Genomic DNA, 24628 nt, shown 5'->3' with positions numbered 1-24628 from the left:
TCCTCCGTTGAGATGCAGAATGCAAAAAACCCCGCAGATGCGGGGTTTTTCAATACAAGGAGACTAAAATTATTTGATTTTAGCTTCTTTGTACAGTACGTGCTGGCGTACAACTGGATCGAATTTTTTCAGTTCCAGTTTTTCCGGCTTAGTACGTTTGTTCTTCGTGGTGGTGTAGAAGTGACCTGTACCAGCAGAAGAAACCAGCTTGATTTTCTCGCGAATACCTTTAGCCATGATTTATTTCCTCTTTAAGTACTTAGTACTTTTCGCCACGGGCACGCAGTTCGGACAGAACTGTATCGATGCCTTTCTTATCGATTACACGCATACCTTTAGCAGATACGCGCAGGGTGACAAAACGCTTCTCGCTCTCAACCCAGAAACGGTGAGAGTGCAGGTTCGGCAGGAAACGGCGTTTAGTCGCGTTCAGTGCGTGGGAACGGTTGTTACCGGTCACCGGACGCTTGCCAGTAACTTGGCAGACTCGGGACATGTCTATTCTCCAAAAATCAAATTAGCTCGAGCTTCGTATGGGGTATCGGCGCCTCGTCAGGCTTTACAGCCCGGTCATCGCATAGTTCTATTGAACTCTCGATTGCCAGGCCCAAATGCCAAACCCGAGATTCTCAAAGGTGGCGTAGTATACGCTGACTCGGCGGTGTGCTCAAGTCCCGAACAGACAAAGATCCCGATGGATCGCGAGAAAAGGCCTAAATCCAGCCACGTTCGGCAAAAGAAATGTACTCTCCGCGGCCAATTATCAGATGGTCCAGCACACGAATGTCCATGAATTGACAGCATTTGATAATACGTTCGGTAATGGCTTTGTCAGCTCTGCTTGGTTCTGCACAGCCAGAGGGGTGATTATGCGCGAGGATCACGCCGGCTGCATTCACTTTTATCGCTTCCCGCACAATTTCACGCGGATGCACCTCAACATGGCTCAATGTTCCCGAAAAAAGGCGGGTATGTTTCAGCACCCGGTTTTTGTTGTCGAGAAAGATCACCATGAAGATCTCCCGCTCCAGATCGGAGAGCTGGCTTTGCAGAAATTCGCGGGTCATGTCCGGGGTCAGGATCGGGTCTTCTTCCTCCATACGCACGTTATAAAATCGCCGGGCAAGCTCCGCAATGCCCCGCAGCTGGGCATATTTCGCCACGCCGATGCCCTCCACGTGCGTAAACGCCTCCAGCTCGGCGGTCAGCAAACCATGCAGTGAACCAAAATGGTCTATCAGCTCTTTCGCCAGCGTAAATACCGTTTTTCCCTGCGTGCCGGTGCGTAAAAAGAGCGCCAGCAGCTCGTCGTCTTTCAGCAACGTGACGCCATGGCGCAGCATTTTTTCACGCGGTAGCAGCAGTTCAGTCTCTTCCATGCCCGGCCTCCTTCTGTTTGTCATTATGCTGCCACAGGCAAATTCGGGGCTCGACGCTGACGTTTCGTTCTTGCGTAACGCCTCGCAAAGTGAATAAAGGACATCATCACCCCGTTTTAGGGATTGTGATAAAATGCCCGCTCTCTGGTGAACCCAACAGGAAAGAATCATGATGAGCCTGGCCGGTAAAAAAATCGTTCTTGGCGTAAGCGGCGGTATTGCTGCCTATAAAACGCCAGACCTGGTGCGCCGTTTGCGCGAGCGCGGGGCCGACGTACGGGTCGCGATCACCGAAGGCGGCAAAGCCTTTATCACCCCGCTAAGCCTGCAAGCCGTCTCGGGATACCCGGTATCCGACAGCCTTCTCGACCCGGCGGCCGAAGCCGCAATGGGCCACATTGAGCTGGGGAAATGGGCCGATCTGGTTATCCTTGCCCCCGCCACGGCAGATGTAATTGCCCGCGTGGCGGCGGGAATGGCGAACGATCTGGTATCGACCATTTGCCTCGCCACGCCTGCGCCCGTCGCGGTTGTGCCCGCCATGAACCAGCAGATGTACCGCAATGCCGCCACCCAGCATAATCTGGAAACGCTGGCCGCGCGCGGCCTGCTGATTTGGGGACCGGACAGCGGCAGCCAGGCCTGTGGCGACGTGGGGCCGGGCCGTATGCTCGACCCATTGACGATTGTTGATATGGCCGCCGCCCATTTCTCGCCTGTCAACGATCTGCAACATCTCAACATCATGATTACCGCGGGCCCAACGCGCGAGCCGCTGGATCCGGTGCGTTACATCACCAATCACAGCTCCGGCAAAATGGGCTTTGCCATTGCCGCCGCGGCGGCCAAACGCGGCGCGAACGTCACGCTGGTAAGCGGCCCGGTGTCGCTTACCACACCGGCGTTTGTGCAGCGTATTGATGTGACGACCGCGCTGGAAATGAACGCCGCCGTACAGGCGCATGCACAACAGCAGCATATTTTTATCGGCTGTGCGGCCGTCGCTGATTACCGTGCTGAAACCATTGCTGACGCCAAAATTAAAAAGCAAGGCGATGAATTAACAATAAAAATGGTGAAGAACCCGGATATCGTTGCCGGTGTCGCCGCATTGAAAACTCATCGTCCTTACGTTGTTGGGTTTGCCGCAGAAACGAATAATGTGGAAGAATATGCCCGGCAAAAACGTACCCGCAAAAACCTCGATTTAATTTGCGCGAACGACGTATCGCTGTCCACGCAAGGATTTAACAGCGACATCAACGCATTGCACCTTTTCTGGCAGGATGGAGATAAAGTCTTACCGCTTGAGCGCAAAGCACTCCTGGGCCAACAATTACTGGACGAGATCGTTACCCGTTATGATGAAAAAAATCGACGTTAAGATTCTGGACCCGCGCGTTGGCGAGCAATTTCCGCTGCCAACGTATGCCACCTCCGGCTCTGCCGGTCTTGACCTGCGCGCCTGTCTCGACGACGCCGTAGAACTGGCGCCGGGTGCAACGACCCTGATCCCGACCGGTCTGGCGATTCACATTGCTGACCCGTCACTGGCAGCAGTGATCCTGCCGCGCTCTGGCCTGGGCCATAAGCATGGCGTCGTGCTGGGTAATCTGGTCGGCCTGATCGACTCTGACTATCAGGGGCAACTGATGGTCTCCGTCTGGAACCGTGGCCAGGACAGCTTCACCATTGAGCCGGGCGAGCGTATCGCGCAGATGGTGTTTGTACCGGTGGTGCAGGCAGAATTTAACCTGGTGGCAGACTTCGACGCCACCGACCGTGGCGAAGGCGGCTTCGGCCATTCCGGGCGCAAATAACCGCCCGACAAACACGCATCTCACAGCGCCATAATGCAATAACAAACCGCAAACGTCAGTTTGCGGGTCGCTGTGTGGTTGCCAGCCTGACAAGTGCTTATTTTCAGGGGTATTTTGTAACATGGCAGAAAAACAAACCGCGAAAAGGAATCGTCGCGAAGAAATACTTCAATCTCTGGCTCTGATGCTTGAATCCAGCGACGGCAGTCAACGCATCACCACCGCAAAGCTGGCGGCCTCTGTGGGCGTATCAGAAGCGGCGCTGTATCGTCATTTTCCGAGTAAAACCCGGATGTTCGACAGCCTGATCGAGTTTATTGAAGATAGCCTGATCACGCGCATCAACCTGATTCTGAAAGATGAAAAAGACACCAGCGCGCGTCTGCGTCTGATTGTGCTGCTGATTCTGGGCTTTGGTGAACGTAACCCGGGTCTGACCCGTATTCTGACCGGCCACGCGCTGATGTTTGAACAGGATCGTCTGCAAGGCCGTATAAATCAGCTTTTTGAGCGTATCGAAGCTCAGCTGCGTCAGGTTCTGCGCGAGAAAAAAATGCGGGAAGGTGAGGGATATACTACTGATGAGACCCTGCTGGCAAGCCAGATCCTGGCATTTTGCGAGGGGATGCTCTCTCGGTTTGTGCGCAGCGAATTCAAATACCGACCAACGGACGATTTTGACGCCCGCTGGCCGTTAGTGGCAGCACAATTGCAGTAACGCCGCCGCCGGATGGCGGCTTCGCCTTATCCGGCCTACGAACGGGTAGGCCCGGTAAGCGTCGCGCCACCGGGCAACGCAATTAAACCCCGAACGCTTCGCGATACGTTTTTACCGCTGCCAGATGGTCCGCCATCTCAGGCTTCTCTTCCAGATACGCAATCAGGTCTTTCAGGGTGATAATCGACGTGACCTTGCAGCCATAATCGCGTTCCACTTCCTGAATAGCAGAGATGTCGCCGCGCCCGCGCTCCTGACGATCGAGCGAAATCAGCACGCCCGCAAGCGTTGCACCGTTAGCCTGGATAATCTCCATTGATTCACGGATCGCGGTGCCTGCGGTGATCACGTCATCGACCAGCATCACGCGGCCCTGCAACGCACTGCCTACCAGATTGCCGCCTTCACCGTGGGTTTTGGCCTCTTTACGGTTAAAGCAGTATGGCACGTCGCGGTCATGGTGCTCCGACAGCGCCACCGCCGTGGTGGTTGCAATCGGAATGCCCTTGTACGCGGGGCCAAACAGCAGGTCGAAATCAATCCCGGAATCCACCAGCGCTTCGGCATAGAAACGGCCTAACAGTGCCAGGTCGCGCCCGGTATTAAACAGCCCGGCGTTGAAGAAATACGGGCTTTTACGCCCCGATTTCAGCGTGAACTCGCCAAACTTAAGTACCTGCTTGTTAAGCGCAAACTCAATAAACTGGCGCTGATACGATTTCATGGATTTGCTCCTTTAGTTTTTTCTGTCTTACAGGCAAAAAAAAGGCGACTCATTGGTCGCCTTAAAATCAATTTTCTAACGCCGCCTTCTGCGTCGTTACAATGGATTCGATACCCCCTCGGGCCAGCGCCAGCAAGGTGAGCAGCTCTTCATGGGTGAATGGCTCGCCTTCCGCCGTGCCCTGCACTTCAATGATGCGACCATCTTCGGTCATCACCACGTTCATGTCGGTTTCTGCGGCAGAATCTTCAACGTATTCCAGATCGCAAAGTGCTTCGCCGTTAACGATACCGACGGAGACAGCGGCAACCATCCCTTTCATCGGGTTGGTTTTCAGCTTACCGGCGGCAACCAGCTTGTTCAGCGCATCTGCCAGCGCCACGCAGGCACCGGTAATGGAGGCGGTACGCGTGCCGCCATCGGCCTGGATCACGTCGCAGTCCAGGGTGATGGTGAACTCGCCCAGCGTTTTCAGGTCAACCGCGGCGCGGAGCGCACGCGCGATCAGGCGCTGGATCTCCATAGTACGCCCGCCCTGCTTACCCTTTGCCGCTTCACGGGCATTACGGGTATGGGTTGCGCGCGGCAACATGCCGTATTCGGCGGTGATCCAGCCCTGGCCCTGACCTTTCAGGAAGCGAGGCACGCCCTCTTCGATGGACGCGGTGCAAAGCACTTTGGTGTCACCAAACTCAACCAGCACGGAGCCTTCAGCGTGTTTTGTATAGTTACGGGTCAGGGTGACGGGACGCACCTGATTGGCGCTACGACCTGCTGGACGCATGATGGATTCTCCGGCTTGAAACGAATGTGGCTGCGCATTATACGGATAAAGGACGCTTATTCCTATCCTGAGAAGCCCCTGAAAGCTATAATCCCCCCATCTCTCCTTTAAAAACGGGAATGTCTATGATCCGCAGTATGACCGCCTACGCCCGGCGTGAAATCAAGGGTAGCTGGGGTAGCGCTACCTGGGAAATGCGCTCGGTAAACCAGCGCTATCTGGAAACATATTTCCGTATGCCGGAACAGTTCCGCAGCCTGGAGCCTGTGGTGCGTGAGCGTATCCGTACGCGTCTGACCCGCGGGAAAGTGGAATGTAATCTGCGTTTTGAGCCCGATGCCAGCGCGCAGGGCGAACTGATCCTTAACGAAAAGCTGGCAAAACAGCTCGTTAATGCGGCGAACTGGGTCAAAATGCAAAGCGACGAAGGCGAGATCAACCCGGTTGATATTCTGCGCTGGCCTGGCGTGATGGCCGCCGGAGAGCAGGATCTGGACGCGATTACCGCCGAAATCCTCGCGGCACTCGACGGCACGCTGGATGACTTTATCGTTGCCCGCGAAACCGAAGGCCAGGCGCTGAAAGCAATGATTGAACAGCGTCTTGAGGGCGTGAGCGCCGAAGTGGCTAAAGTTCGCGCTCATATGCCAGAAGTGCTGCAATGGCAGCGTGAGCGACTTGTCTCCAAACTGGAAGAGGCGGAAGTCCAGCTCGAAAACAACCGTCTGGAACAAGAACTGGTGCTGATGGCGCAGCGCGTGGACGTGGCTGAAGAGCTGGATCGTCTGGAAGCGCACGTTAAAGAGACCTACAACATTCTTAAGAAGAAAGAAGCTGTAGGCCGCCGTCTCGACTTTATGATGCAGGAGTTCAACCGCGAGTCGAACACGCTGGCGTCTAAGTCTATCAATGCAGAGGTGACCAATTCAGCGATTGAACTGAAGGTCCTGATTGAGCAGATGCGCGAGCAGATCCAGAATATCGAGTGATCCCTTTCCGGGTGGTGCTGCCTCGCACGCCACCCATTACTTTTTCTAATCCTTATTCAGTCTTACCTTCTCTCTCCCCCGCCTTAAATAAAGCCTGCCCGCCGTGCGCTGATAAATTACTTTAGGGAAAACCACCTCGCCTTAGAAAATCTCAATCGTGATCTTCCGCACAAATCGTTAATCTCCCCCTCTTCATTCCGGAGGTTTTATGCTGCTTCATGTTCTCTATCTCATTGGCATTACCGCAGAAGCCATGACCGGCGCACTCGCTGCCGGACGTCGCCGTATGGACACCTTCGGCGTGATCATTATTGCCACAGCCACTGCGCTCGGCGGCGGGTCCGTACGCGATATCCTGCTTGGCCATTATCCACTCGGCTGGGTCAAAAACCCTGAGTACGTCATTATCGTGGCAACGGCAGCCGTACTCACCACGATTGTGGCTCCGGTGATGCCTCATCTGCGCCGCTTATTCCTCGTGCTTGATGCGCTTGGGCTGATTGTTTTTTCCATCATTGGTGCGCAAATCGCTCTCGATATGGGTGAAGGCCCGGTTATCGCCACCATTGCGGCGGTGATCACGGGCGTGTTTGGCGGGGTGCTGCGCGATATGTTCTGTAAACGTATCCCGCTGGTTTTCCAGAAGGAACTGTATGCCGGCATCTCCTTTGCCGCCGCAGTGCTGTATGTTGCCTTGCAGCACTATGTTACCAGTCACGATGTGGTGGTTATCTCCACGCTGCTGTTTGGTTTCACCGCGCGCATGCTCGCATTGCGCCTGAAGCTTGGCCTGCCCGTTTTTCATTACAAACACAATGCGCATTAATGTCAGAATGGGCAGGCGCCGGATTATCAGTTACTCGAATAGGTGTAGCCGTAGTGATGATAGCCGTAGCCGTAAGCGTTGCTTGCCCGCTTAATGACGCCGTTCAGGATCACCCCTTTGGTATTGACGCCGCTCTGCTCCAGGCGTTGTACGCAGATTAAAATCCACCAATGTGCTGTGCGGCCAGCCACCTCGCCAGCGCATCAATCTGCGGCTGATGCAGCCAGTCTACGATCTGACGGGCCTTCTCCTGTCCGGTACCCGGCAGCCTCCGCCACTCCGCTTCGCTTCGTTGAACCAGCGCCTGCCAGGAGCGATCCCCTGCCGCCTTCAGCGTTGACCGGGACAACGGTATTCCCATCGCGGCGATCCAGCGGATAAAAGGACGCTCCCGCGCCAGGTTAAACTGATGCCATAGCGCAGCGCCATGCGTTGCCGATATCCCCGGCGTCGCAGCGAGCTGCGCCTGCGTGAGCTGTAGCCAGGAGAAGAGATGCTCAAACCGATGCGCCTGATAGAGGTTACGCCACCCCGACTCGCCCATCCCTTTGATATCTAACGCCTGGCTGGAGCTTAGCCACGTCAGCCGGGCAAAAAATTGCTCCATGCATTCCGGGGAGGCGTAGAAACAGGTTAAGCCGTTGTAGTGCGATGAGGGCGGCTGTGGTTTATGGCGATCCACATTGCGCCATACCACCTTATCCAGCCGGGGAATACCTTGACCCGCCATGCTTACCAGCACCTGATCGCCGGGCGCAATATCCAGCATCTGCCAGCGGTTGACCGACCCCAGGCTCACGCGCTGTACACGTTTATCGTCGAGCATAAGCGGCTCAAGCTGCGCAATCGCCGTGATCCGCCCGGTACGGCCAACGGTAAAATGAATGGCTTTGACTTCCGTCACCTGGGCCACAGGACGATATTTCCACGCGATGACCCAGTTCCCTTCTCCCGGCAGCCACTGCTCACCCGGCGGCTCTGCCGAGGCGCGAACCACAATGCCATCCGTGGCAAAGGGTAACGAAGCCTTAAACCAGGCCGTCCGCTGCGCTTCCACGTCAGCCGCGTTTTTAACCGGCAAGGTATAACGCGCAGTCAGGGTAAAACCGGCCTTTGCCAGCGCGGAAAGGCGTGCTTTCATCATTTTTGGACCGTTCGGCCAGGCCCAGATAAAAATGCCTGTCTGCTTCAGCGCTGCGCGATCGGTCGCGCGCATCATCGCTCCCGCCACCTTCGCTCGCGCATTCATACCGCCCATCTGCTGTTGAATATGCCCCTCGCGAAGCAGAAAAAGTTCACCCTGCAATACGCTGTTGGCAAGCGGCCCGGACAGCGTTTGCGGGATAGCGGGGATCATTCGCGCCTGAGCCGTCCACTCTTCCCCCTGCAAACCGTCGCCGCGGCTGATGGCCTGCACCAGCCTGCCGTTTTTGTAGACCAGGGTGACCGCTACGCCATCCACCTTTGGCTGCACCCAGAGATCCTGCTGCGCGGCCATCCAGCGGCTAAGCGCCTGCTGGCTTTCTGCCTTATGCACGCCGGTATGGGCGAAGGGGTGCTTCACCGTCCCGCTGGCGGCAGGGAGATCGTCGTGCAGCGGCTCATCGTGAAAACAGCGCTGCCACTGTTTTAATCGGGCGTTAAGCCTGTCGTAAACGTCGTCGCTCACCTCGCTGCTGCCCTGCTTCCAGTAAGCGTCATTCCAGCGGGCCAGCTGCGCCTTCAGGGCCGCGATCTCCTGCCCGGCCTTCGACGGCGACCAGACCGGGCAGATTGCCATCGCCCCGCTGCTTAAGAAGAACATCAGTATGCTTATCCATCTCACCATTATCATCCCTCCCGGTTTTGCGAAGGGTATACCCTGCCGGGGAGCCGCAGACCAGCGGCAAAAAGGCATTTTACGAGCGTGCTTCAGCGCATTGTTTTTGTTGCAGCAAAAGGAGGGTAAAACCTGAAAACGGCACGCAAAATCAATAATCCAGGGGAAAAAGTGTGACAAAGGCTACGTCACACAGCGGCGACGTGTATAATAAGCCCGTATGTAGGACTTCTTCGTTACACATACAAAAGACTCTCATGGCTCAAGGCACGCTTTATATTGTTTCTGCCCCTAGTGGCGCGGGTAAATCCAGCCTTATTCAGGCACTGTTAAAAACCCAACCGTTGTACGATACGCAGGTTTCTGTTTCTCACACCACGCGGGCGCCGCGTCCGGGTGAAGTGCACGGTGAACACTATTTCTTTGTGAATCACGATGAATTCAGGGCGATGATTGGCAGAGACGCGTTTCTTGAACACGCAGAAGTTTTCGGTAACTACTACGGTACCTCGCGTGAAACCATTGAGCAGGTTCTGGCGACCGGCGTGAACGTGTTCCTGGATATCGACTGGCAGGGCGCGCAGCAAATTCGCAAGAAAATGCCTGATTCGCGCAGTATCTTTATTTTACCGCCATCGAAAGATGAGCTGGATCGCCGCCTGCGTGGCCGCGGCCAGGACAGCGAAGAAGTTATCGCAAAGCGTATGGCGCAGGCTGTTGCAGAAATGAGCCATTACGCGGAATATGATTACCTTATTGTGAATGATGATTTTGATGCCGCGCTAAGCGATCTCAAAACAATCCTTCGCGCAGAACGTCTGCGTATGAGCCGCCAGAAGCAGCGACATGACGCATTAATCACCAAACTGTTGGCAGACTGAACCCACTTTCAGTATCATGCCCAGTCATTTCTTCACCTGTGGAGCATTTTAAGTATGGCACGCGTAACTGTTCAGGACGCTGTAGAGAAAATTGGTAACCGTTTTGACCTGGTGCTGGTCGCCGCGCGTCGCGCTCGTCAGATGCAGGTAGGCGGTAAAGATCCGCTGGTACCGGAAGAAAACGATAAAACCACCGTTATTGCACTTCGCGAAATCGAAGAAGGTCTGATCAACAACCAGATCCTCGACGTGCGTGAGCGCCAGGAGCAGCAAGAGCAGGAAGCCGCTGAATTACAAGCTGTTACCGCTATTGCTGAAGGTCGTCGTTAATTAAACCTGCGGGTCGCCCTTGTATCTGTTTGAAAGCCTGAATCAACTGATTCAAACCTACCTGCCTGAAGACCAGATTAAGCGTCTTCAGCAGGCGTATCTCGTTGCACGTGACGCTCACGAGGGCCAGACACGTTCAAGCGGTGAACCTTACATCACGCACCCGGTAGCGGTAGCCTGTATTCTGGCCGAGATGAAACTCGACTACGAAACGCTGATGGCCGCCCTGCTGCATGACGTGATCGAAGATACCCCTGCCACCTACCAGGATATGGAACAGCTGTTTGGCAAAAGCGTTGCCGAGCTGGTGGAAGGGGTCTCTAAGCTTGATAAGCTGAAATTCCGCGACAAGAAAGAGGCGCAAGCCGAAAACTTTCGCAAGATGATCATGGCGATGGTGCAGGATATCCGCGTCATTCTCATCAAACTTGCTGACCGCACCCACAATATGCGCACGCTGGGCTCACTTCGCCCGGATAAACGTCGCCGCATCGCCCGTGAAACCCTCGAAATCTACAGTCCGCTGGCGCACCGTTTAGGGATACATCACATTAAAACCGAGCTGGAAGAGCTGGGTTTTGAGGCGTTGTACCCGAACCGCTATCGCGTGATTAAAGAGGTGGTGAAAGCCGCTCGCGGCAACCGTAAAGAGATGATTCAAAAGATCCTCTCTGAAATCGAAGGGCGTTTGCAGGAAGCCGGTATACCGTGCCGCGTGAGCGGTCGCGAAAAGCATTTGTACTCTATCTACTGCAAAATGGTGCTTAAAGAGCAGCGTTTTCACTCAATCATGGATATTTACGCGTTTCGCGTGATCGTCCATGACTCAGACACCTGCTATCGCGTGCTGGGGCAGATGCACAGCCTGTACAAGCCACGTCCGGGGCGCGTCAAAGATTACATCGCCATTCCAAAAGCGAACGGATATCAATCTTTGCACACCTCCATGATTGGCCCGCACGGTGTCCCTGTTGAGGTGCAAATTCGTACCGAAGACATGGATCAAATGGCAGAGATGGGTGTCGCGGCGCACTGGGCCTATAAAGAGCACGGTGGCGAAAGCAGCACTACCGCGCAAATCCGCGCCCAACGCTGGATGCAGAGCCTGCTGGAGCTGCAACAGAGTGCAGGTAGCTCGTTTGAATTTATCGAGAGCGTTAAATCCGATCTCTTCCCGGATGAGATTTACGTTTTCACGCCGGAAGGGCGCATTGTCGAACTGCCTGCGGGCGCGACACCGGTCGACTTCGCGTACGCCGTGCATACCGATATCGGCCATGCCTGCGTAGGTGCCCGCGTCGACAGACAGCCTTACCCGCTCTCCCAGCCGCTCTTCAGCGGACAGACGGTAGAAATTATTACCGCGCCGGGCGCACGGCCTAACGCCGCCTGGCTGAACTTTGTCGTGAGCTCAAAAGCGCGCGCAAAAATCCGCCAGCTGCTGAAAAACCTCAAGCGCGACGACTCCGTCAGCCTGGGGCGCCGTCTGCTCAATCACGCGCTGGGTGGCAGCCGCAAACTGGCTGAAATCCCGCCAGAGAACATTCAGCATGAACTGGAGCGTATGAAGCTCGCCTCGCTGGATGACCTGCTGGCTGAGATTGGCCTCGGCAACGCCATGAGCGTGGTCGTGGCGAAGAACCTGCAACAGGGCGAAACGACAGCCGTTCCAGCTAACGCACAAAATCATGGTCACCTGCCGATCAAAGGCGCTGACGGGGTGCTCATCACCTTCGCCAAATGCTGCCGTCCTATCCCGGGCGACCCGATTATTGCGCACGTCAGCCCAGGTAAAGGGCTGGTGATCCACCACGAATCCTGCCGCAACATCCGTGGCTACCAGAAAGAGCCTGAGAAGTTCATGGCGGTCGAGTGGGATAAAGAGACGGCGCAGGAATTTATTACTGAAATCAAGGTGGATATGTTTAACCACCAGGGTGCACTGGCGAACCTGACGGCAGCAATCAACACGGCCTCGTCCAACATTCAGAGCCTGAATACGGAAGAAAAAGATGGCCGCGTTTACAGCGCCTTTATTCGCCTGACCGCCCGTGACCGCGTGCATCTGGCGAATATTATGCGCAAGATCCGCGTGATGCCGGACGTCATTAAAGTCACCCGAAACCGAAACTAGCATTATGAATTCAAAACGTTACGAGCGAATCTGCGAAATGCTCGCCAGGCGTCAGCCTGATCTGACGGTCTGCATGGAGCAGGTCCATAAACCTCATAACGTCTCTGCTATCGTCCGCACCGCAGATGCCGTCGGCGTGCATGAAGTACACGCCGTCTGGCCGGGCGCACGTATGCGTACCATGGCCTCCACCGCCGCAGGCAGCAACAGCTGGGTATCCGTTAAAACGCACCAGAGCATTGGTGAAGCGGTCTCGCACCTGAAAGGGCGTGGTATGCAGGTTCTGGCAACCAACCTCTCTGCTAAAGCCGTGGATTTCCGTGAGATCGACTATACCCGTCCAACCTGTATTTTAATGGGCCAGGAGAAAACGGGGATCACGCAGGAAGCTCTGGAACTGGCCGATCGGGACATCATCATTCCGATGATCGGCATGGTCCAGTCGCTCAACGTGTCGGTCGCCTCTGCGCTGATTTTGTACGAAGCGCAGCGCCAGCGTCAGAACGCCGGCATGTACGAGCGCAGCAACAGCATGCTGCCGGAAGATGAGCAGCAGCGCCTGCTGTTTGAAGGTGGCTATCCGGTGCTGGCTCGCGTTGCGAAGCAGAAGAAATTGCCTTACCCCCACGTCAACGCGCAGGGCGAAATTGAAGCCGATGCCGAGTGGTGGTCCACCATGCAGTACGCAGGGTAAAAGATGAAAGGCCGCCTGCTGGACGCCATACCGCTCAACAGCCTGACGGGCGTGGGTGCGGCACAAAGCAGTAAACTGGCCAAAATTGGCCTGCACACCGTGCAGGATCTCCTGCTCCACCTCCCCCTGCGTTACGAAGACCGCACCCAGCTTTATAAGATTGGCGATCTGCTGCCTGCCATCTACGCCACCGTTGAAGGGGAAGTGCTGAACTGCAACATCACCTTTGGCGGACGCAGGATGATGACCTGCCAGATCAGCGACGGGACCGGCATTCTTACCCTGCGCTTTTTCAACTTCAGCGCGGCGATGAAAAACAGCCTTGCCACGGGACGACGCGTGCTTGCGTACGGCGAAGCGAAACGTGGCAAATACGGCGCGGAGATGATCCACCCGGAATACCGCGTGCAGGGCGATCTTAGCTCACCTGAGCTACAGGAGACGCTCACGCCGGTCTATCCGACTACCGAGGGCATTAAGCAGGCAACGCTGCGCAAGCTCACCGACCAGGCGCTGGAGCTGCTCGATACCTGCGCCATTAACGAGCTGCTGCCACCGGAGCTGGCGCAGGGCATGATGAGCCTGCCGGAGGCGTTACGCACCCTGCACCGTCCACCGCCAACGCTTCAGCTTATTGATTTAGAAAGCGGTAAACACCCCGCTCAACGGCGTCTTATCCTTGAGGAATTACTGGCTCATAACCTGAGCATGCTGGCACTGCGCGCAGGTGCGCAGCGCTTCCACGCGCAGCCATTAAGCCAGCGCGATGAACTCAAGGATAAGCTGCTGGCCTCACTCCCGTTTAAACCCACCGGCGCACAGGCGCGGGTCACCGCCGAGATCGAACGCGATATGGCGCTTGACGTGCCGATGATGCGCCTGGTGCAGGGCGATGTCGGTTCCGGTAAAACGCTGGTCGCAGCGCTGGCCGCGTTACGCGCCATCGCCCACGGCAAGCAGGTGGCGCTAATGGCGCCGACGGAACTGCTGGCCGAGCAGCATGCCAACAATTTCCGTAACTGGTTCGCCCCGCTGGGCATCGAAGTGGGCTGGCTGGCCGGGAAGCAGAAGGGCAAAGCGCGCCTTGCGCAGCAGGAAGCCATTGCCAGCGGACAGGTGCAGATGATTGTCGGCACACACGCTATTTTCCAGGAACAGGTGCAGTTTAACGGCCTGGCGCTGGTCATTATCGACGAACAGCACCGCTTTGGTGTGCATCAGCGTCTGGCGCTGTGGGAGAAAGGTCTGCAACAGGGCTTCCATCCGCATCAGCTGATCATGACCGCCACGCCTATCCCGCGCACCCTGGCGATGACGGCCTATGCCGATCTGGATACCTCCACCATCGACGAACTGCCGCCGGGCCGTACGCCGGTGACCACGGTCGCCATTCCGGACACGCGCCGCAGCGACATTATTGACCGTGTGCGCAACGCCTGCACGCAGGAAGGCCGCCAGGCTTACTGGGTCTGTACCCTGATTGAAGAGTCTGAGCTGCTGGAAGCCCAGGCTGCCGAAGCCACGTGGGAAGAGCTGAAGCTCGCCCTGCCGGAGCTGAACGTTGGTCTGGTGCACGGGCGCATGAAGCCCGCCGAGAAGCAGGCGGTGATGCAGTCGTTCAAGCAGGGTGAGCTGCATTTGTTGGTCGCCACGACGGTCATTGAAGTGGGCGTGGACGTGCCAAACTCCAGCCTGATGATTATTGAGAACCCGGAGCGCCTGGGTCTTGCGCAACTCCACCAGCTGCGAGGCCGCGTAGGCCGTGGCGCGATCGCCTCTCACTGCGTTCTGCTTTACAAAGCCCCGCTGTCGAAAACCGCGCAGATGCGGTTGCAGGTCTTACGCGACAGCAATGACGGCTTCGTCATTGCGCAAAAAGATCTGGAGATCCGCGGCCCGGGCGAACTGCTGGGCACGCGTCAGACGGGTAACGCCGAATTTAAAGTGGCGGATTTGCTGCGCGATCAGGCCATGATCCCCGAAGTACAACGCCTTGCGCGCCATATTCATGAACGCTACCCCGAACAGGCGGCAGCGTTGATTGAACGCTGGATGCCGGAAACCGAGCGGTATTCCAACGCCTGACGGTCAGCCAAACATCGGCAGCATCAGGTAGAGCTTAATGACCAGCGCGTTGACGATATCAATGAAGAATGCGCCCACCATCGGCACCACCAGGAACGCCATGTGCGACGGGCCGAACCGTTCGGTGATCGCCTGCATGTTGGCGATGGCCGTTGGCGTTGCCCCCAGTCCAAACCCGCAGTGTCCTGCTGCCAGCACCGCCGCATCGTAGTTTTTGCCCATCATCCGCCAGGTGACAAAGATGGCATACAGCGCCATAAACACGGCCTGCACCGCCAGAATCGCCACCATCGGCAGCGCCAGCGAGGCGAGTTCCCACAGCTTGAGGCTCATCAGCGCCATCGCCAGGAACAGCGACAGGCTGACGTTCCCGAGCACGGACACCGCGCGTTCAAAGACGCGGTAGAAGCCCATCTGCGCCAGACCGTTACTCAGAATCACCCCGATAAACAGCACGCAGACAAAGGTTGGCAGTTCGAACGCCGTTCCCGCCAGCCATTGCGCAACGATTTTGCCCACGGTGAGGCAGATGGCAATCATGGCGATGGTTTCAATCATCACCAGCGAGGTGATGCTGCGGCCAACGTCCGGTTTTTCAAACGCGGTCGGGACCATTTCATCGTCTGGTCTGCCTTCCGGCGTGGTGGAGTGCTTCACCAGATAGCGCGCCACCGGGCCACCAATCAGGCCGCCAAGCACCAGACCAAAGGTCGCGCAGGCCATCGCCACTTCCGTTGCGTTTTCAAAGCCATAGCGTTCGATAAACAGCTTGCTCCACGCCGCGCCCGTTCCGTGGCCGCCTGACAGGGTAATCGACCCCGCCAGCAGGCCCATCAGCGGATCCAGCCCCAGCAGCGACGCCATACCAATGCCGATGGCGTTTTGCATCAGCAGCAGGCCCACCACGACAATCAGAAAAACGCCCAGCACCTTGCCGCCCGAACGCAGGCTTGCGAGGTTGGCGTTCAGGCCGATAGTGGCAAAGAAGGCCAGCATCAGCGGATCTTTCAGGGACATATCAAAATCGATTTCCCAGCCCATGCTTTTTTTCAGCACCAGCAGGGCCAGCGCCACCAGCAATCCACCGGCGACGGGTTCAGGAATGGTGTACTTTTTCAGAAAGGAAACACTGTGTACCAGCTTGCGACCAAGCAGAAGAACCAGCGTTGCGGCAACAAGGGTCGACAACGTATCGAGATGAATCATAGAAGGCTCCTGTTATGCGCGTGTTCCATACACACGCGGCGTTATCCTGGGCCGGGTGATGCTCGTCATGAGCCGCCGGCGCGAAAAGTGTAATTTTTTTTTCCTGTTGGTTGTAGAAAACCTGCTCACACCGGCAGATTTTCTCTCTTTTTTTTGCTGGCAATCGTTTGCTTTTACCGGGTGGTCAGCTAAAATGCCCGCTTTTCCACCGTGGGATTGCCGCCGATGTCTGTTAACACTCTGGAGTCTTCTGATGCGCAACCGATTGCGCAGAAGCAAAACAGCGAACTGATTTACCGCCTTGAAGATCGTCCCCCGCTGCCTCAAACCCTCTTTGCCGCCTGTCAGCACCTACTGGCGATGTTCGTGGCGGTCATCACGCCGGCGCTGCTGATTTGCCAGGCGCTGGGGTTACCGGCACAGGATACGCAGCACATCATCAGTATGTCTCTGTTCGCCTCCGGCGTGGCCTCCATCATTCAAATTAAAGCCTGGGGTCCGGTGGGATCGGGTTTGCTGTCGATTCAGGGCACCAGCTTTAACTTTGTGGCACCGCTGATCATGGGCGGTACGGCGCTGAAAACCGGCGGCGCGGACGTGCCGACCATGATGGCGGCGCTTTTCGGCACCCTGATGCTGGCAAGCTGCACGGAGATGATTATCTCCCGCGTTCTGCACCTGGCGCGCCGGGTGATCACCCCGCTGGTCTCCGGCGTGGTGGTGATGATTATCGGCCTGTCGCTGATTCAGGTAGGTCTGACCTCCATCGGGGGCGGCTACGCGGCAATGAGCGACCATACCTTTGGCGCCCCGAAAAACCTGCTGCTGGCAGGCGTAGTGCTGGCGATCATTATTCTGCTCAACCGCCAGCGTAACCCGTACCTGCGCGTTGCATCACTGGTGATCGCCATGGCGGCCGGTTACCTGCTGGCGTGGGCGCTGGGTATGCTGCCGGAAAACACCGCACCGACTAATAGCGCGCTGATTACCGTGCCAACGCCGCTCTACTACGGCCTGGGCATTGACTGGAGTCTGCTGCTGCCGCTGATGCTGGTCTTTATGATCACCTCGCTGGAAACCATCGGCGATATCACCGCCACCTCCGACGTTTCCGAGCAGCCGGTCTCTGGCCCGCTGTACATGAAACGCCTCAAAGGCGGCGTGCTGGCAAACGGGCTGAACTCGTTTGTCTCGGCGGTATTCAACACCTTCCCGAACTCCTGCTTTGGCCAGAACAACGGCGTGATCCAGCTGACCGGCGTGGCCAGCCGCTACGTGGGCTTCGTGGTGGCGCTGATGCTGGTCGTCCTCGGGCTGTTCCCGGCAGTGAGCGGGTTTGTGCAGCACATTCCTGAGCCGGTACTGGGCGGCGCGACGCTGGTCATGTTTGGCACCATTGCCGCCTCCGGCGTGCGTATCGTCTCCCGCGAGCCGCTGAACCGCCGCGCAATCATGATTATCGCGCTGTCGCTCGCCGTGGGTCTGGGCGTCTCCCAGCAGCCGATGATTTTGCAGTTTGCTCCGGACTGGGTGAAAAACCTGCTCTCTTCCGGCATCGCCGCGGGCGGTATTACCGCTATCGTGCTGAACCTCGTTTTCCCGCCTGAAAAGAACTGATCCCCCTCACGGCAGGCTGTCAATGCCTGCCGTGACACCTCTTTACACCATTCCCGCCTTGAGCATTGCGCATAAATCGTGCATAACTCCTTTATGTACGTTTCGCGGGAAGGAAGACCATGAAATTTATTGGAAAGCTGCTCATCTATCTTCTGGTAGCCCTGCTCATCGTAGTGCTCGCCTTTTATTTTCTGCTCCAGACCCGCTGGGGCGCATCGCAGGTCAGCAGCTGGATCACGGTGAATACCGATTACGAGCTCAACTTTGACCTGATGGATCACCGATTTTCATCCCCTTCTCACATCCTTCTGGAAAACGTCACCTTCGGACGAGATGGCAAACCGGCCACGCTGGTCGCTAAAAAGGTGGATATCGGTTTAAGCAGTCGCCAAATCACCGACCCGCTGCACATGGACGCCATCACCCTGTCCGACGGCACGCTGAACTTATCGTCGCAGACGGCGCCGCTGCCGTTCCAGGCCGACCGTCTGCAACTGAATAACATGGCCTTTAACAGCCCGAACACGGCGTGGGATCTCAGCGCGCAAAAGGTCACGGGCGGCGTCAGCCCGTGGCAGCCCGAGGCGGGAAACGTGCTGGGGAAAAACGCGCGCATTCAGATGAGCGCCGGCTCGCTCACGCTCAACGGCATACCGGCGAATAACGTGCTGATTCAGGGGCAGCTGAACGGCAATGAGGTGGTGCTTAACACCATTGGCGCCGATATGGGGCGCGGCTCCCTGACGGGCTCTGCCCAGCGTAATGCCGACGGCAGCTGGGTGATTGATACCCTGCGTCTGAATGAGATCCGCATGCAGAGCGACAAATCGCTGCTGGATTTCTTCGCCCCAATCGTCACCCTGCCTTCGTTACAGATTGGGCGGCTGGACGTGACCGATGCCCGTCTACAGGGGCCTGACTGGGCGGTAACCGACCTCGATCTCAGCCTGCGTAACCTCACCCTGAGTAAAGGTGACTGGCAGAGCCAGGAGGGACGGTTATCCATGAACGCCAGCGAGTTTATTTACGGCTCGCTGCACCTGTTTGATCCCATCATGAACGCGGAATTCTCGCCTCAGGGCATTGCACTGCGTCAGTTCACCTCCCGCTGGGAAGGGGGCATGGTGCGCACCTCAGGCAACTGGCTGCGCGAGGGTCAGGCGCTGGTGCTGGATGACGTTGCCATTGCCGGGCTGGAATATACGCTTCCGGAAAACTGGAAAACGCTGTGGATGGATCCGCTCCCGGCATGGCTGAACAGCGTGACGCTGAAAAAATTTGGCCTGAGCCGCAACCTGGTGATCGACATCGATCCTGCTTTCCCGTGGCAGATCACCTCCCTTGACGGCTATGGCGCAAATCTGCGGCTGGCGAAAGATCGCAAATGGGGCATATGGGGCGGTAACGCAACCCTGAACGGCGCGGCAGCAACCTTTAACCGCGTCGACGTGCGACGCCCGTCGCTGGCGCTGAACGCCAACGCCGCGACGGTAAATATTACCGACCTGAGCGCCTTTACCGAGAAAGGGATCCTGGAAGCGACCGCCACCGTGTCACAGCTGCCCCAGCGGCAAACCACCGTGAGCCTGAACGGGCGCGGCGTACCGCTCAGCGTATTGCAGCAGTGGGGCTGGCCAGCGCTGCCGATTGCGGGGGACGGCAATATTCAGCTCACCGCCAGCGGCAGCGTGCAGGCGAATGCGCCACTGAAGCCGACGGTGAATGGGAAGCTGAGCGCGGTAAATATGGATAAACAGCAGGTGCAGCAGACAATGACCGGCGGCGTGGTGTCGGCGGTGGCTCCGGCACAGTAAAAAGCCGGGTGGCGGCTTCGCCTTACCCGGCCTACGAGGTTTTGGTTCCCTCTCCCACGGGAAGAGGGTTTGGGTGAGGGCATCAAACATCATAATTACCGTATGCCCGGTAAGCGAAGCGCCACCGGGCATTTTTACGGCTCAGAGGTGAACCACCACCTCATCCCCCTCCGCTTTCACCACCACGCCCCACTCGCTGCCCGCGTGTGAGCCGCCCTTCACGCCGCCGACCTTCTGCACGTTGCGCAAGCAGACGGACCAGTTACGCGCCTCGCCTGCGCCCGTAAAGGTGACGATGTCGCCCTGACGTGACGCCTTCAGCGTAAACATCACCGCGCCGTCCGCGGCCGGCACCTCGCTCACCGCCGTTGCGCCATCGCTCAGATTAAAGAGCTGGAAGGCTGTCCCCTCGTGCCACGCGTAGTCCGGCTTATGGTTATTGTTACCCAGCGCCAGCAGCGTGTTATCACGCACGTAGACCGGCAGGCTCATAAAATCGTGCTGCTGCTTATGCCAGCGGCTGCCCGCGATCTCGTCGTTGTGCCACAGGTGGGTCCAGCGGCCTTCCGGCAGGTAGAACTGCACGTCGCCCGCCTCGGAGAACACCGGAGCGACCATCAGGGCATCCCCCAGCATGTACTGACGGTCGAGGTAATCGCACGCCGGATCGTCCGGGAACTCCAGCATCATCGCGCGCAGCATCGGGGTGCCGAACTCGCGGGCCAGCGCCGCCTGACGGTACAGGTACGGCATCAGCTGACATTTCAGCTGCGTGAAGTGGCGCACCACGTCGCAGGACTCGTCATCGTACGCCCACGGCACGCGGTAGGATTTGCTGCCGTGCAGGCGGCTGTGGCTGGAGAACAGCCCGAACGCGCACCAGCGTTTATAGACGTGCGCCGGAGCGGTGTTTTCGAAACCGCCGATATCGTGGCTCCAGAACCCGAAGCCGGACAGGCCAATAGACAGCCCACCGCGCAGGCTTTCCGCCATCGATTCGTAGTTGGCGTAGCAGTCGCCGCCCCAGTGTACCGGGAACTGTTGCGCCCCGACGGATGCCGAGCGGGCAAAAAGCACAGCTTCCTCTTCACCCACCGTCTCTTTCAGCACGTTCCACACCAGCTCGTTATAAATGTAGGCGTAGTGGTTGTGCATCTTCTGCGGATCGGACCCGTCGAACCACTGGACGTCCGTCGGGATGCGCTCGCCGAAGTCGGTCTTGAAGCAGTCGACGCCGATATCCACCAGGCCTTTCAGCTTGTCGGCATACCACCGGCACGCGTCCGGGTTGGTGAAGTCATAAATCGCCAGCCCCGGCTGCCATTTGTCCCACTGCCAGAGGGAGCCGTCCGGACGCTTGAGCAGGTAGCCCTTCTCTTTCAGCTCCCGGAAGATCGGCGACTTCTGGCCGATATACGGGTTGATCCACACGCAGACCTTCAGCCCTTTCTCTTTCAGCCGGCGGATCATCCCTTTCGGATCCGGGAAGGTCACCGGGTCCCACTCGAAGTCGCACCACTGGAAGGCCTTCATCCAGAAGCAGTCAAAGTGGAACACGTGCAGCGGCAGGTCGCGTTCGGCCATGCCGTCGATAAAGCTGTTGACCGTCGCTTCATCGTAGTTGGTGGTGAACGAGGTGGTCAGCCACAGGCCGAACGACCACGCAGGCGGCAGCGCCGGACGCCCGGTGAACTGCGTATAGCGGTTGAGCACCGCTTTCGGCGTCGGGCCGTCGATCACGAAATACTCCAGATACTCCCCTTCCACGCTGAACTGCACTTTGGAGACTTTTTCAGAGCCGACTTCAAACGAGACGTTTTCCGGGTGATTCACCAGCACGCCGTAGCCGCGGTTGGTCAGGTAGAATGGGATATTTTTGTAGGACTGCTCGGTGCTGGTGCCGCCGTCGCGGTTCCATGTCTCGACCGTCTGGCCGTTGCGCACCAGGGCCGTAAAGCGCTCGCCCAGGCCGTAGACCGTTTCACCCACGCCGAGATCCAGCCGCTCGAACACGTAATTGCGGTCGGTGTTGGTATCCTGCACGTAACCGTTGTTTTTCAGCTGGCTGCCGGTAATGCGCTGGCCGTTGCGCAGGAAGTCCAGCGCCCAGAACTCGCCTTTGGTGACGCGCACGCTGACGCTGCCGCTTTTCAGCTCAGCAAACTCGGCGTTGTTTTCAATCTCGACCTTCACGTCTTTCAGAACGTTCAGCGGATAGTGCGGGCCGTTATTCAGCGCACCCTGGAAGTGCTCGATGCGCACCCCGACGATCCCTTCCTGCGGAGCAAACAGGCGCACCGTGAACATCAACGTGTCGAGCTGCCAGGTGCGTTCGCGCACGTCACGCGGCGCCACATACACCACCAGGTCATTGCCCTGCTGCTCCACGTCGAACACCTGAACCGGATACGTCACGTTCAGGCCCGGTTGAATAAGCCAGTTTCCATCACTGATTTTCATGCTTTCGTCCTCTTAGTTCTGCAATTCTTTACTGACCGGCAGGTTTTCAAAATCCTGCTGATTGCGGCGCGCGCCCTCCGCCAGCTCGCTCAGGATTTTGGTCAGGAAGGGGGTTTTCAGCGTGTAGTAGCGTTTGGCGATGATGGCGCTCAGCACGTAGCAGATCGCCGGCGCCAGCGTAAACAGGCCGATAATGATGCTGATGGTCGCGCTGTTCTGGGTTTTGGCCGCCGCGTCGTAGCCGCCGCCTGCCAGCATCCAGCCAATCATCGCTCCGCCCAGCGCCAGGCCGAGCTTCAGCACGAACAGCGTGCCCGCAAAGCTGATGCCGGTCAGGCGTTTGCCGTTGGTCCATTCGCCGTAGTCAACGGTATCGGACATCATCACCCACTGAATGGGCGTCACCAGCTGGTGCAGCACGCCGATGACAAAGATAAAGGCGAACATCAGCACGGTGGCATGCATCGGCACGAAGAACATCGCCACGCTGACCACCGCCAGCGCGGCGTTGGTCCACCAGAAGATGCTGACCTTGCACTTCCAGTCGGTGAGCGGTTTCGCCAGTGCGGAGCCAATCAGGTTGCCGACGCAGTAGGTGGTGAGGAACGCGACGAACACTTCCGGCGAGCCCATGATCCAGGTGCAGTAGTACATCATCGCGCCGCCGCGCACGCAGACGGCGAGAATGTTGAGGATGGTCAGCACGCCGACGATGCGCCACTGGTCGTTTTGCCAGATATCGCGCAGGTCTTCCCGCATGGAGGTGGTGCTTGGCGGCACCTGGATGCGCTCTTTGGTAGTAAAGAAGCAGAACGCCAGCATCAGGAACGCGACCACCGACAGCACGGCGATCCCGCCCTGGAAGCCGAACGCCTTATCGTCGCCGCCGATCAGGTTCACCAGCGGCATCATCAGCACCGTGGAGAGCATGCCGCCCGCCGTCGCCAGCACAAAGCGCCAGGACTGAAGGGAGATGCGCTGCGTCGGGTCGTTGGTGATCACCCCGCCCAGCGCGCAGTACGGGATGTTGACGACGGTATAAAGCAGGGTCAGCAGCGTGTAGGTGATAGCGGCGTAAACCATTTTGCCGTTGAGGCTGAGGTCCGGCGTGGTGTAGGCCAGCACGCAGACGATACCGAACGGAATGGCGCCGAACAAAATCCACGGGCGGAACTTGCCCCAGCGGCTGCGGGTGCGGTCGGCAATCAGCCCCATGCACGGGTCGGAGATCGCATCCAGCGCGCGCGCCAGCAGGAACATGGTGCCGACAAACCCGGCGGGAATACCAAAAATATCGGTGTAGAAAAACATCATATAAAGCATGACGTTATCAAAAATGATGTGGCTGGCGGCGTCTCCCATGCCGTAGCCAATCTTCTCTTTTACTGACAGGACTTCGCTCATCTTTTTATCCTTCACGCTGTAGGGGGCGCTGAGACCGGTTACCGTTTTTTAAACCATTGTTTCAGTAGCGGGTATTGCGTTTTCTGGTTAGCAGATTACGTTTCTTGTTTTTTGTGATCGGGATAAAGGTTGGTGAGCACAAAATGCTAACCTGAGGATTTTCTTAAGAATTAGCTGAAACAGGGGGGTTAAGGTCAAAAGAGCGGTGAAAAAAGTGGTGTGGGGTATGTGGTAAATGCCTGAAAGTAGCTATAATGCGCCCGCCTCCATGTAGCAATGCAGGCGCGGAAGATCGTCATCTCCGGTGAGGTGGCTGGACTTCAAATCCAGTTGGGGGCGCCAGCGTTCCCAGGCAGGTTCGACTCCTGTGATCTTCCGCCAAAAGTCTTACTCTATACGCTTTCATTATTCGACAGCAGTTAACATCATTTTTTTCTAACTAAAGGAATGGAATGTTGGATACTCAGAGAAATAAAAAAATAGGAATAATGCTTGGAAATGGTTTCACTATTGATTTAATACATAGAATAAATAGTTCTTCCAACATTGATCCATCAGATCTTTTCAAATATGGTGACCTTGTCAAATGGCCCGCAACTGGAGAGCCGGGATTTCTGTCTGCAAGGTATTGTCCAAACCTTTGGCGTTTAGGTGCAAGGCCGGGATTAAATCAAAAAGCTTCATACGAAATAATAGAGGAATTGATTACAGTAATCAATTTATATGCAACTCTTCCGTCAGAAACTTTAAAAAAGAAAAATCAATCAAATCCCAGCCCATTATCTAATATATACATATATGCCTACCAAGAATTGGTAGCATATTTAAGGGAGTTGTTTATATATTATAATTCGTTGATTAATGACGAGACACTCCGAAACATCCCATGGGGATGGCGTGATTATCTTACAAAACTCGATAAAGACCCAACCATAGAATCAGTC

Annotated in this window: 21 protein-coding genes, 1 tRNA gene and 2 pseudogenes; 14 read left to right on the top strand and 10 right to left on the bottom strand. The window is 56.9% G+C overall.

From position 1 onward, the window contains the following. Window positions 1-69: 69 nt before the first annotated feature. The 3 genes from rpmG to radC form a co-directional block, all read right to left on the bottom strand. Entirely contained in the window at window positions 70-237 is a 168-nt protein-coding gene (gene rpmG / locus IM300_RS14805) for a 50S ribosomal protein L33 (protein WP_003024094.1), read from the bottom strand. Window positions 238-259: 22 nt separating this feature from the next. Beyond that, window positions 260-496: a 50S ribosomal protein L28 gene (rpmB, locus tag IM300_RS14800; RefSeq protein WP_002436699.1), complete on the bottom strand. Its 237-nt coding sequence runs from the start codon at window positions 494-496 to the stop codon at window positions 260-262. A 217-nt stretch (window positions 497-713) separates the two neighbouring features. After that, window positions 714-1379, bottom strand: coding sequence for a DNA repair protein RadC (gene radC, locus IM300_RS14795; RefSeq protein WP_063868776.1), 666 nt, complete (start codon window positions 1377-1379; stop codon window positions 714-716). 172 nt (window positions 1380-1551) lie between these two features. Between radC and coaBC the strand changes: the two genes are divergently transcribed. From coaBC to slmA, 3 genes are all read left to right on the top strand, one after another. Beyond that, complete coding sequence (gene coaBC, locus IM300_RS14790; protein WP_193037170.1) at window positions 1552-2763, top strand: bifunctional phosphopantothenoylcysteine decarboxylase/phosphopantothenate--cysteine ligase CoaBC; 1212 nt, start codon at window positions 1552-1554, stop codon at window positions 2761-2763. Then, window positions 2741-3199 (top strand): dUTP diphosphatase, encoded by a 459-nt coding sequence (gene dut / locus IM300_RS14785; protein WP_015570042.1) that lies wholly within the window; start codon window positions 2741-2743, stop codon window positions 3197-3199. Before coaBC ends, dut begins: the two co-directional genes overlap by 23 nt. Window positions 3200-3320: 121 nt before the next feature. Then, a complete protein-coding gene (gene slmA / locus IM300_RS14780) occupies window positions 3321-3917 on the top strand; it encodes a nucleoid occlusion factor SlmA (protein ID WP_063868771.1) in 597 nt (198 codons plus the stop codon). Window positions 3918-3999: 82 nt separating this feature from the next. On the opposite strand, the gene pyrE is transcribed toward slmA, so the two are convergent. Together pyrE and rph are read right to left on the bottom strand one after the other, a co-directional pair. Next, window positions 4000-4641, bottom strand: a complete 642-nt coding sequence (gene pyrE / locus IM300_RS14775; protein ID WP_107534402.1) for an orotate phosphoribosyltransferase — start codon at window positions 4639-4641, stop codon at window positions 4000-4002. Window positions 4642-4708: 67 nt separating this feature from the next. Continuing rightward, window positions 4709-5425 (bottom strand): ribonuclease PH, encoded by a 717-nt coding sequence (gene rph, locus IM300_RS14770; protein ID WP_013094888.1) that lies wholly within the window; start codon window positions 5423-5425, stop codon window positions 4709-4711. 125 nt (window positions 5426-5550) lie between these two features. Here rph and IM300_RS14765 point away from each other — a divergent pair, with 125 nt between their 5' ends. Together IM300_RS14765 and IM300_RS14760 are read left to right on the top strand one after the other, a co-directional pair. Further along, entirely contained in the window at window positions 5551-6414 is an 864-nt protein-coding gene (locus tag IM300_RS14765) for a YicC/YloC family endoribonuclease (protein ID WP_193037112.1), read from the top strand. Between the two features lie 208 nt (window positions 6415-6622). After that, window positions 6623-7240 (top strand): trimeric intracellular cation channel family protein, encoded by a 618-nt coding sequence (locus IM300_RS14760; protein WP_063868767.1) that lies wholly within the window; start codon window positions 6623-6625, stop codon window positions 7238-7240. A gap of 26 nt (window positions 7241-7266) precedes the next feature. Here the strand turns inward: IM300_RS14760 and IM300_RS14755 are convergent. Then, window positions 7267-7392, bottom strand: a pseudogene (locus IM300_RS14755) (hypothetical protein); the annotation flags it as partial. A gap of 5 nt (window positions 7393-7397) precedes the next feature. After that, window positions 7398-9068 (bottom strand): NAD-dependent DNA ligase LigB, encoded by a 1671-nt coding sequence (gene ligB / locus IM300_RS14750; RefSeq protein WP_193037110.1) that lies wholly within the window; start codon window positions 9066-9068, stop codon window positions 7398-7400. Between the two features lie 248 nt (window positions 9069-9316). Here ligB and gmk point away from each other — a divergent pair, with 248 nt between their 5' ends. The 5 genes from gmk to recG are packed head-to-tail and all read left to right on the top strand — an operon-like array spanning window position 9317 to window position 15183. Next, complete coding sequence (gene gmk / locus IM300_RS14745; protein ID WP_006177710.1) at window positions 9317-9940, top strand: guanylate kinase; 624 nt, start codon at window positions 9317-9319, stop codon at window positions 9938-9940. Window positions 9941-9994: 54 nt separating this feature from the next. After that, the gene (gene rpoZ, locus IM300_RS14740; protein ID WP_000135058.1) at window positions 9995-10270 is read left to right on the top strand and encodes a DNA-directed RNA polymerase subunit omega; all 276 of its coding nucleotides are present in this window, start codon (window positions 9995-9997) and stop codon (window positions 10268-10270) included. Between the two features lie 19 nt (window positions 10271-10289). Further along, a complete protein-coding gene (gene spoT / locus IM300_RS14735; protein WP_022646616.1) occupies window positions 10290-12404 on the top strand; it encodes a bifunctional GTP diphosphokinase/guanosine-3',5'-bis pyrophosphate 3'-pyrophosphohydrolase in 2115 nt (704 codons plus the stop codon). 4 nt (window positions 12405-12408) lie between these two features. Next, on the top strand, window positions 12409-13098 hold the full coding sequence (trmH, locus tag IM300_RS14730; RefSeq protein ID WP_063868761.1) for a tRNA (guanosine(18)-2'-O)-methyltransferase TrmH: 690 nt from the start codon (window positions 12409-12411) through the stop codon (window positions 13096-13098). A gap of 3 nt (window positions 13099-13101) precedes the next feature. Further along, window positions 13102-15183 (top strand): ATP-dependent DNA helicase RecG, encoded by a 2082-nt coding sequence (recG, locus tag IM300_RS14725; protein ID WP_063868759.1) that lies wholly within the window; start codon window positions 13102-13104, stop codon window positions 15181-15183. Between the two features lie 3 nt (window positions 15184-15186). Here the strand turns inward: recG and gltS are convergent, their stop codons facing one another. After that, window positions 15187-16389, bottom strand: coding sequence for a sodium/glutamate symporter (gene gltS / locus IM300_RS14720; RefSeq protein WP_006812438.1), 1203 nt, complete (start codon window positions 16387-16389; stop codon window positions 15187-15189). 225 nt (window positions 16390-16614) lie between these two features. Between gltS and xanP the strand changes: the two genes are divergently transcribed. Both xanP and IM300_RS14710 read left to right on the top strand, forming a co-directional pair. Next, window positions 16615-18006: a xanthine/proton symporter XanP gene (gene xanP, locus IM300_RS14715; RefSeq protein WP_063868754.1), complete on the top strand. Its 1392-nt coding sequence runs from the start codon at window positions 16615-16617 to the stop codon at window positions 18004-18006. A 119-nt stretch (window positions 18007-18125) separates the two neighbouring features. Next, window positions 18126-19820, top strand: a complete 1695-nt coding sequence (locus tag IM300_RS14710) for an AsmA family protein (protein ID WP_193037108.1) — start codon at window positions 18126-18128, stop codon at window positions 19818-19820. A 141-nt stretch (window positions 19821-19961) separates the two neighbouring features. On the opposite strand, the gene yicI is transcribed toward IM300_RS14710, so the two are convergent. After that, window positions 19962-22280 (bottom strand): alpha-xylosidase, encoded by a 2319-nt coding sequence (gene yicI, locus IM300_RS14705; protein ID WP_193037106.1) that lies wholly within the window; start codon window positions 22278-22280, stop codon window positions 19962-19964. Between the two features lie 12 nt (window positions 22281-22292). Next, window positions 22293-23684, bottom strand: coding sequence for a glycoside-pentoside-hexuronide family transporter (locus IM300_RS14700; RefSeq protein ID WP_193037104.1), 1392 nt, complete (start codon window positions 23682-23684; stop codon window positions 22293-22295). A gap of 286 nt (window positions 23685-23970) precedes the next feature. Between IM300_RS14700 and IM300_RS14695 the strand changes: the two genes are divergently transcribed. Together IM300_RS14695 and IM300_RS14690 are read left to right on the top strand one after the other, a co-directional pair. Beyond that, window positions 23971-24065 (top strand) — tRNA-Sec (locus tag IM300_RS14695). Between the two features lie 71 nt (window positions 24066-24136). Beyond that, a pseudogene (locus IM300_RS14690) lies at window positions 24137-24628 on the top strand (hypothetical protein); the annotation flags it as partial.

Source organism: Enterobacter cloacae complex sp. I2 (genome assembly GCF_014896205.1).
Taxonomy (GTDB): domain Bacteria; phylum Pseudomonadota; class Gammaproteobacteria; order Enterobacterales; family Enterobacteriaceae; genus Enterobacter; species Enterobacter quasihormaechei.
Note: the sequence above shows the minus strand (reverse complement) of the source record. Positions and strands in the feature narration are given on the sequence as shown.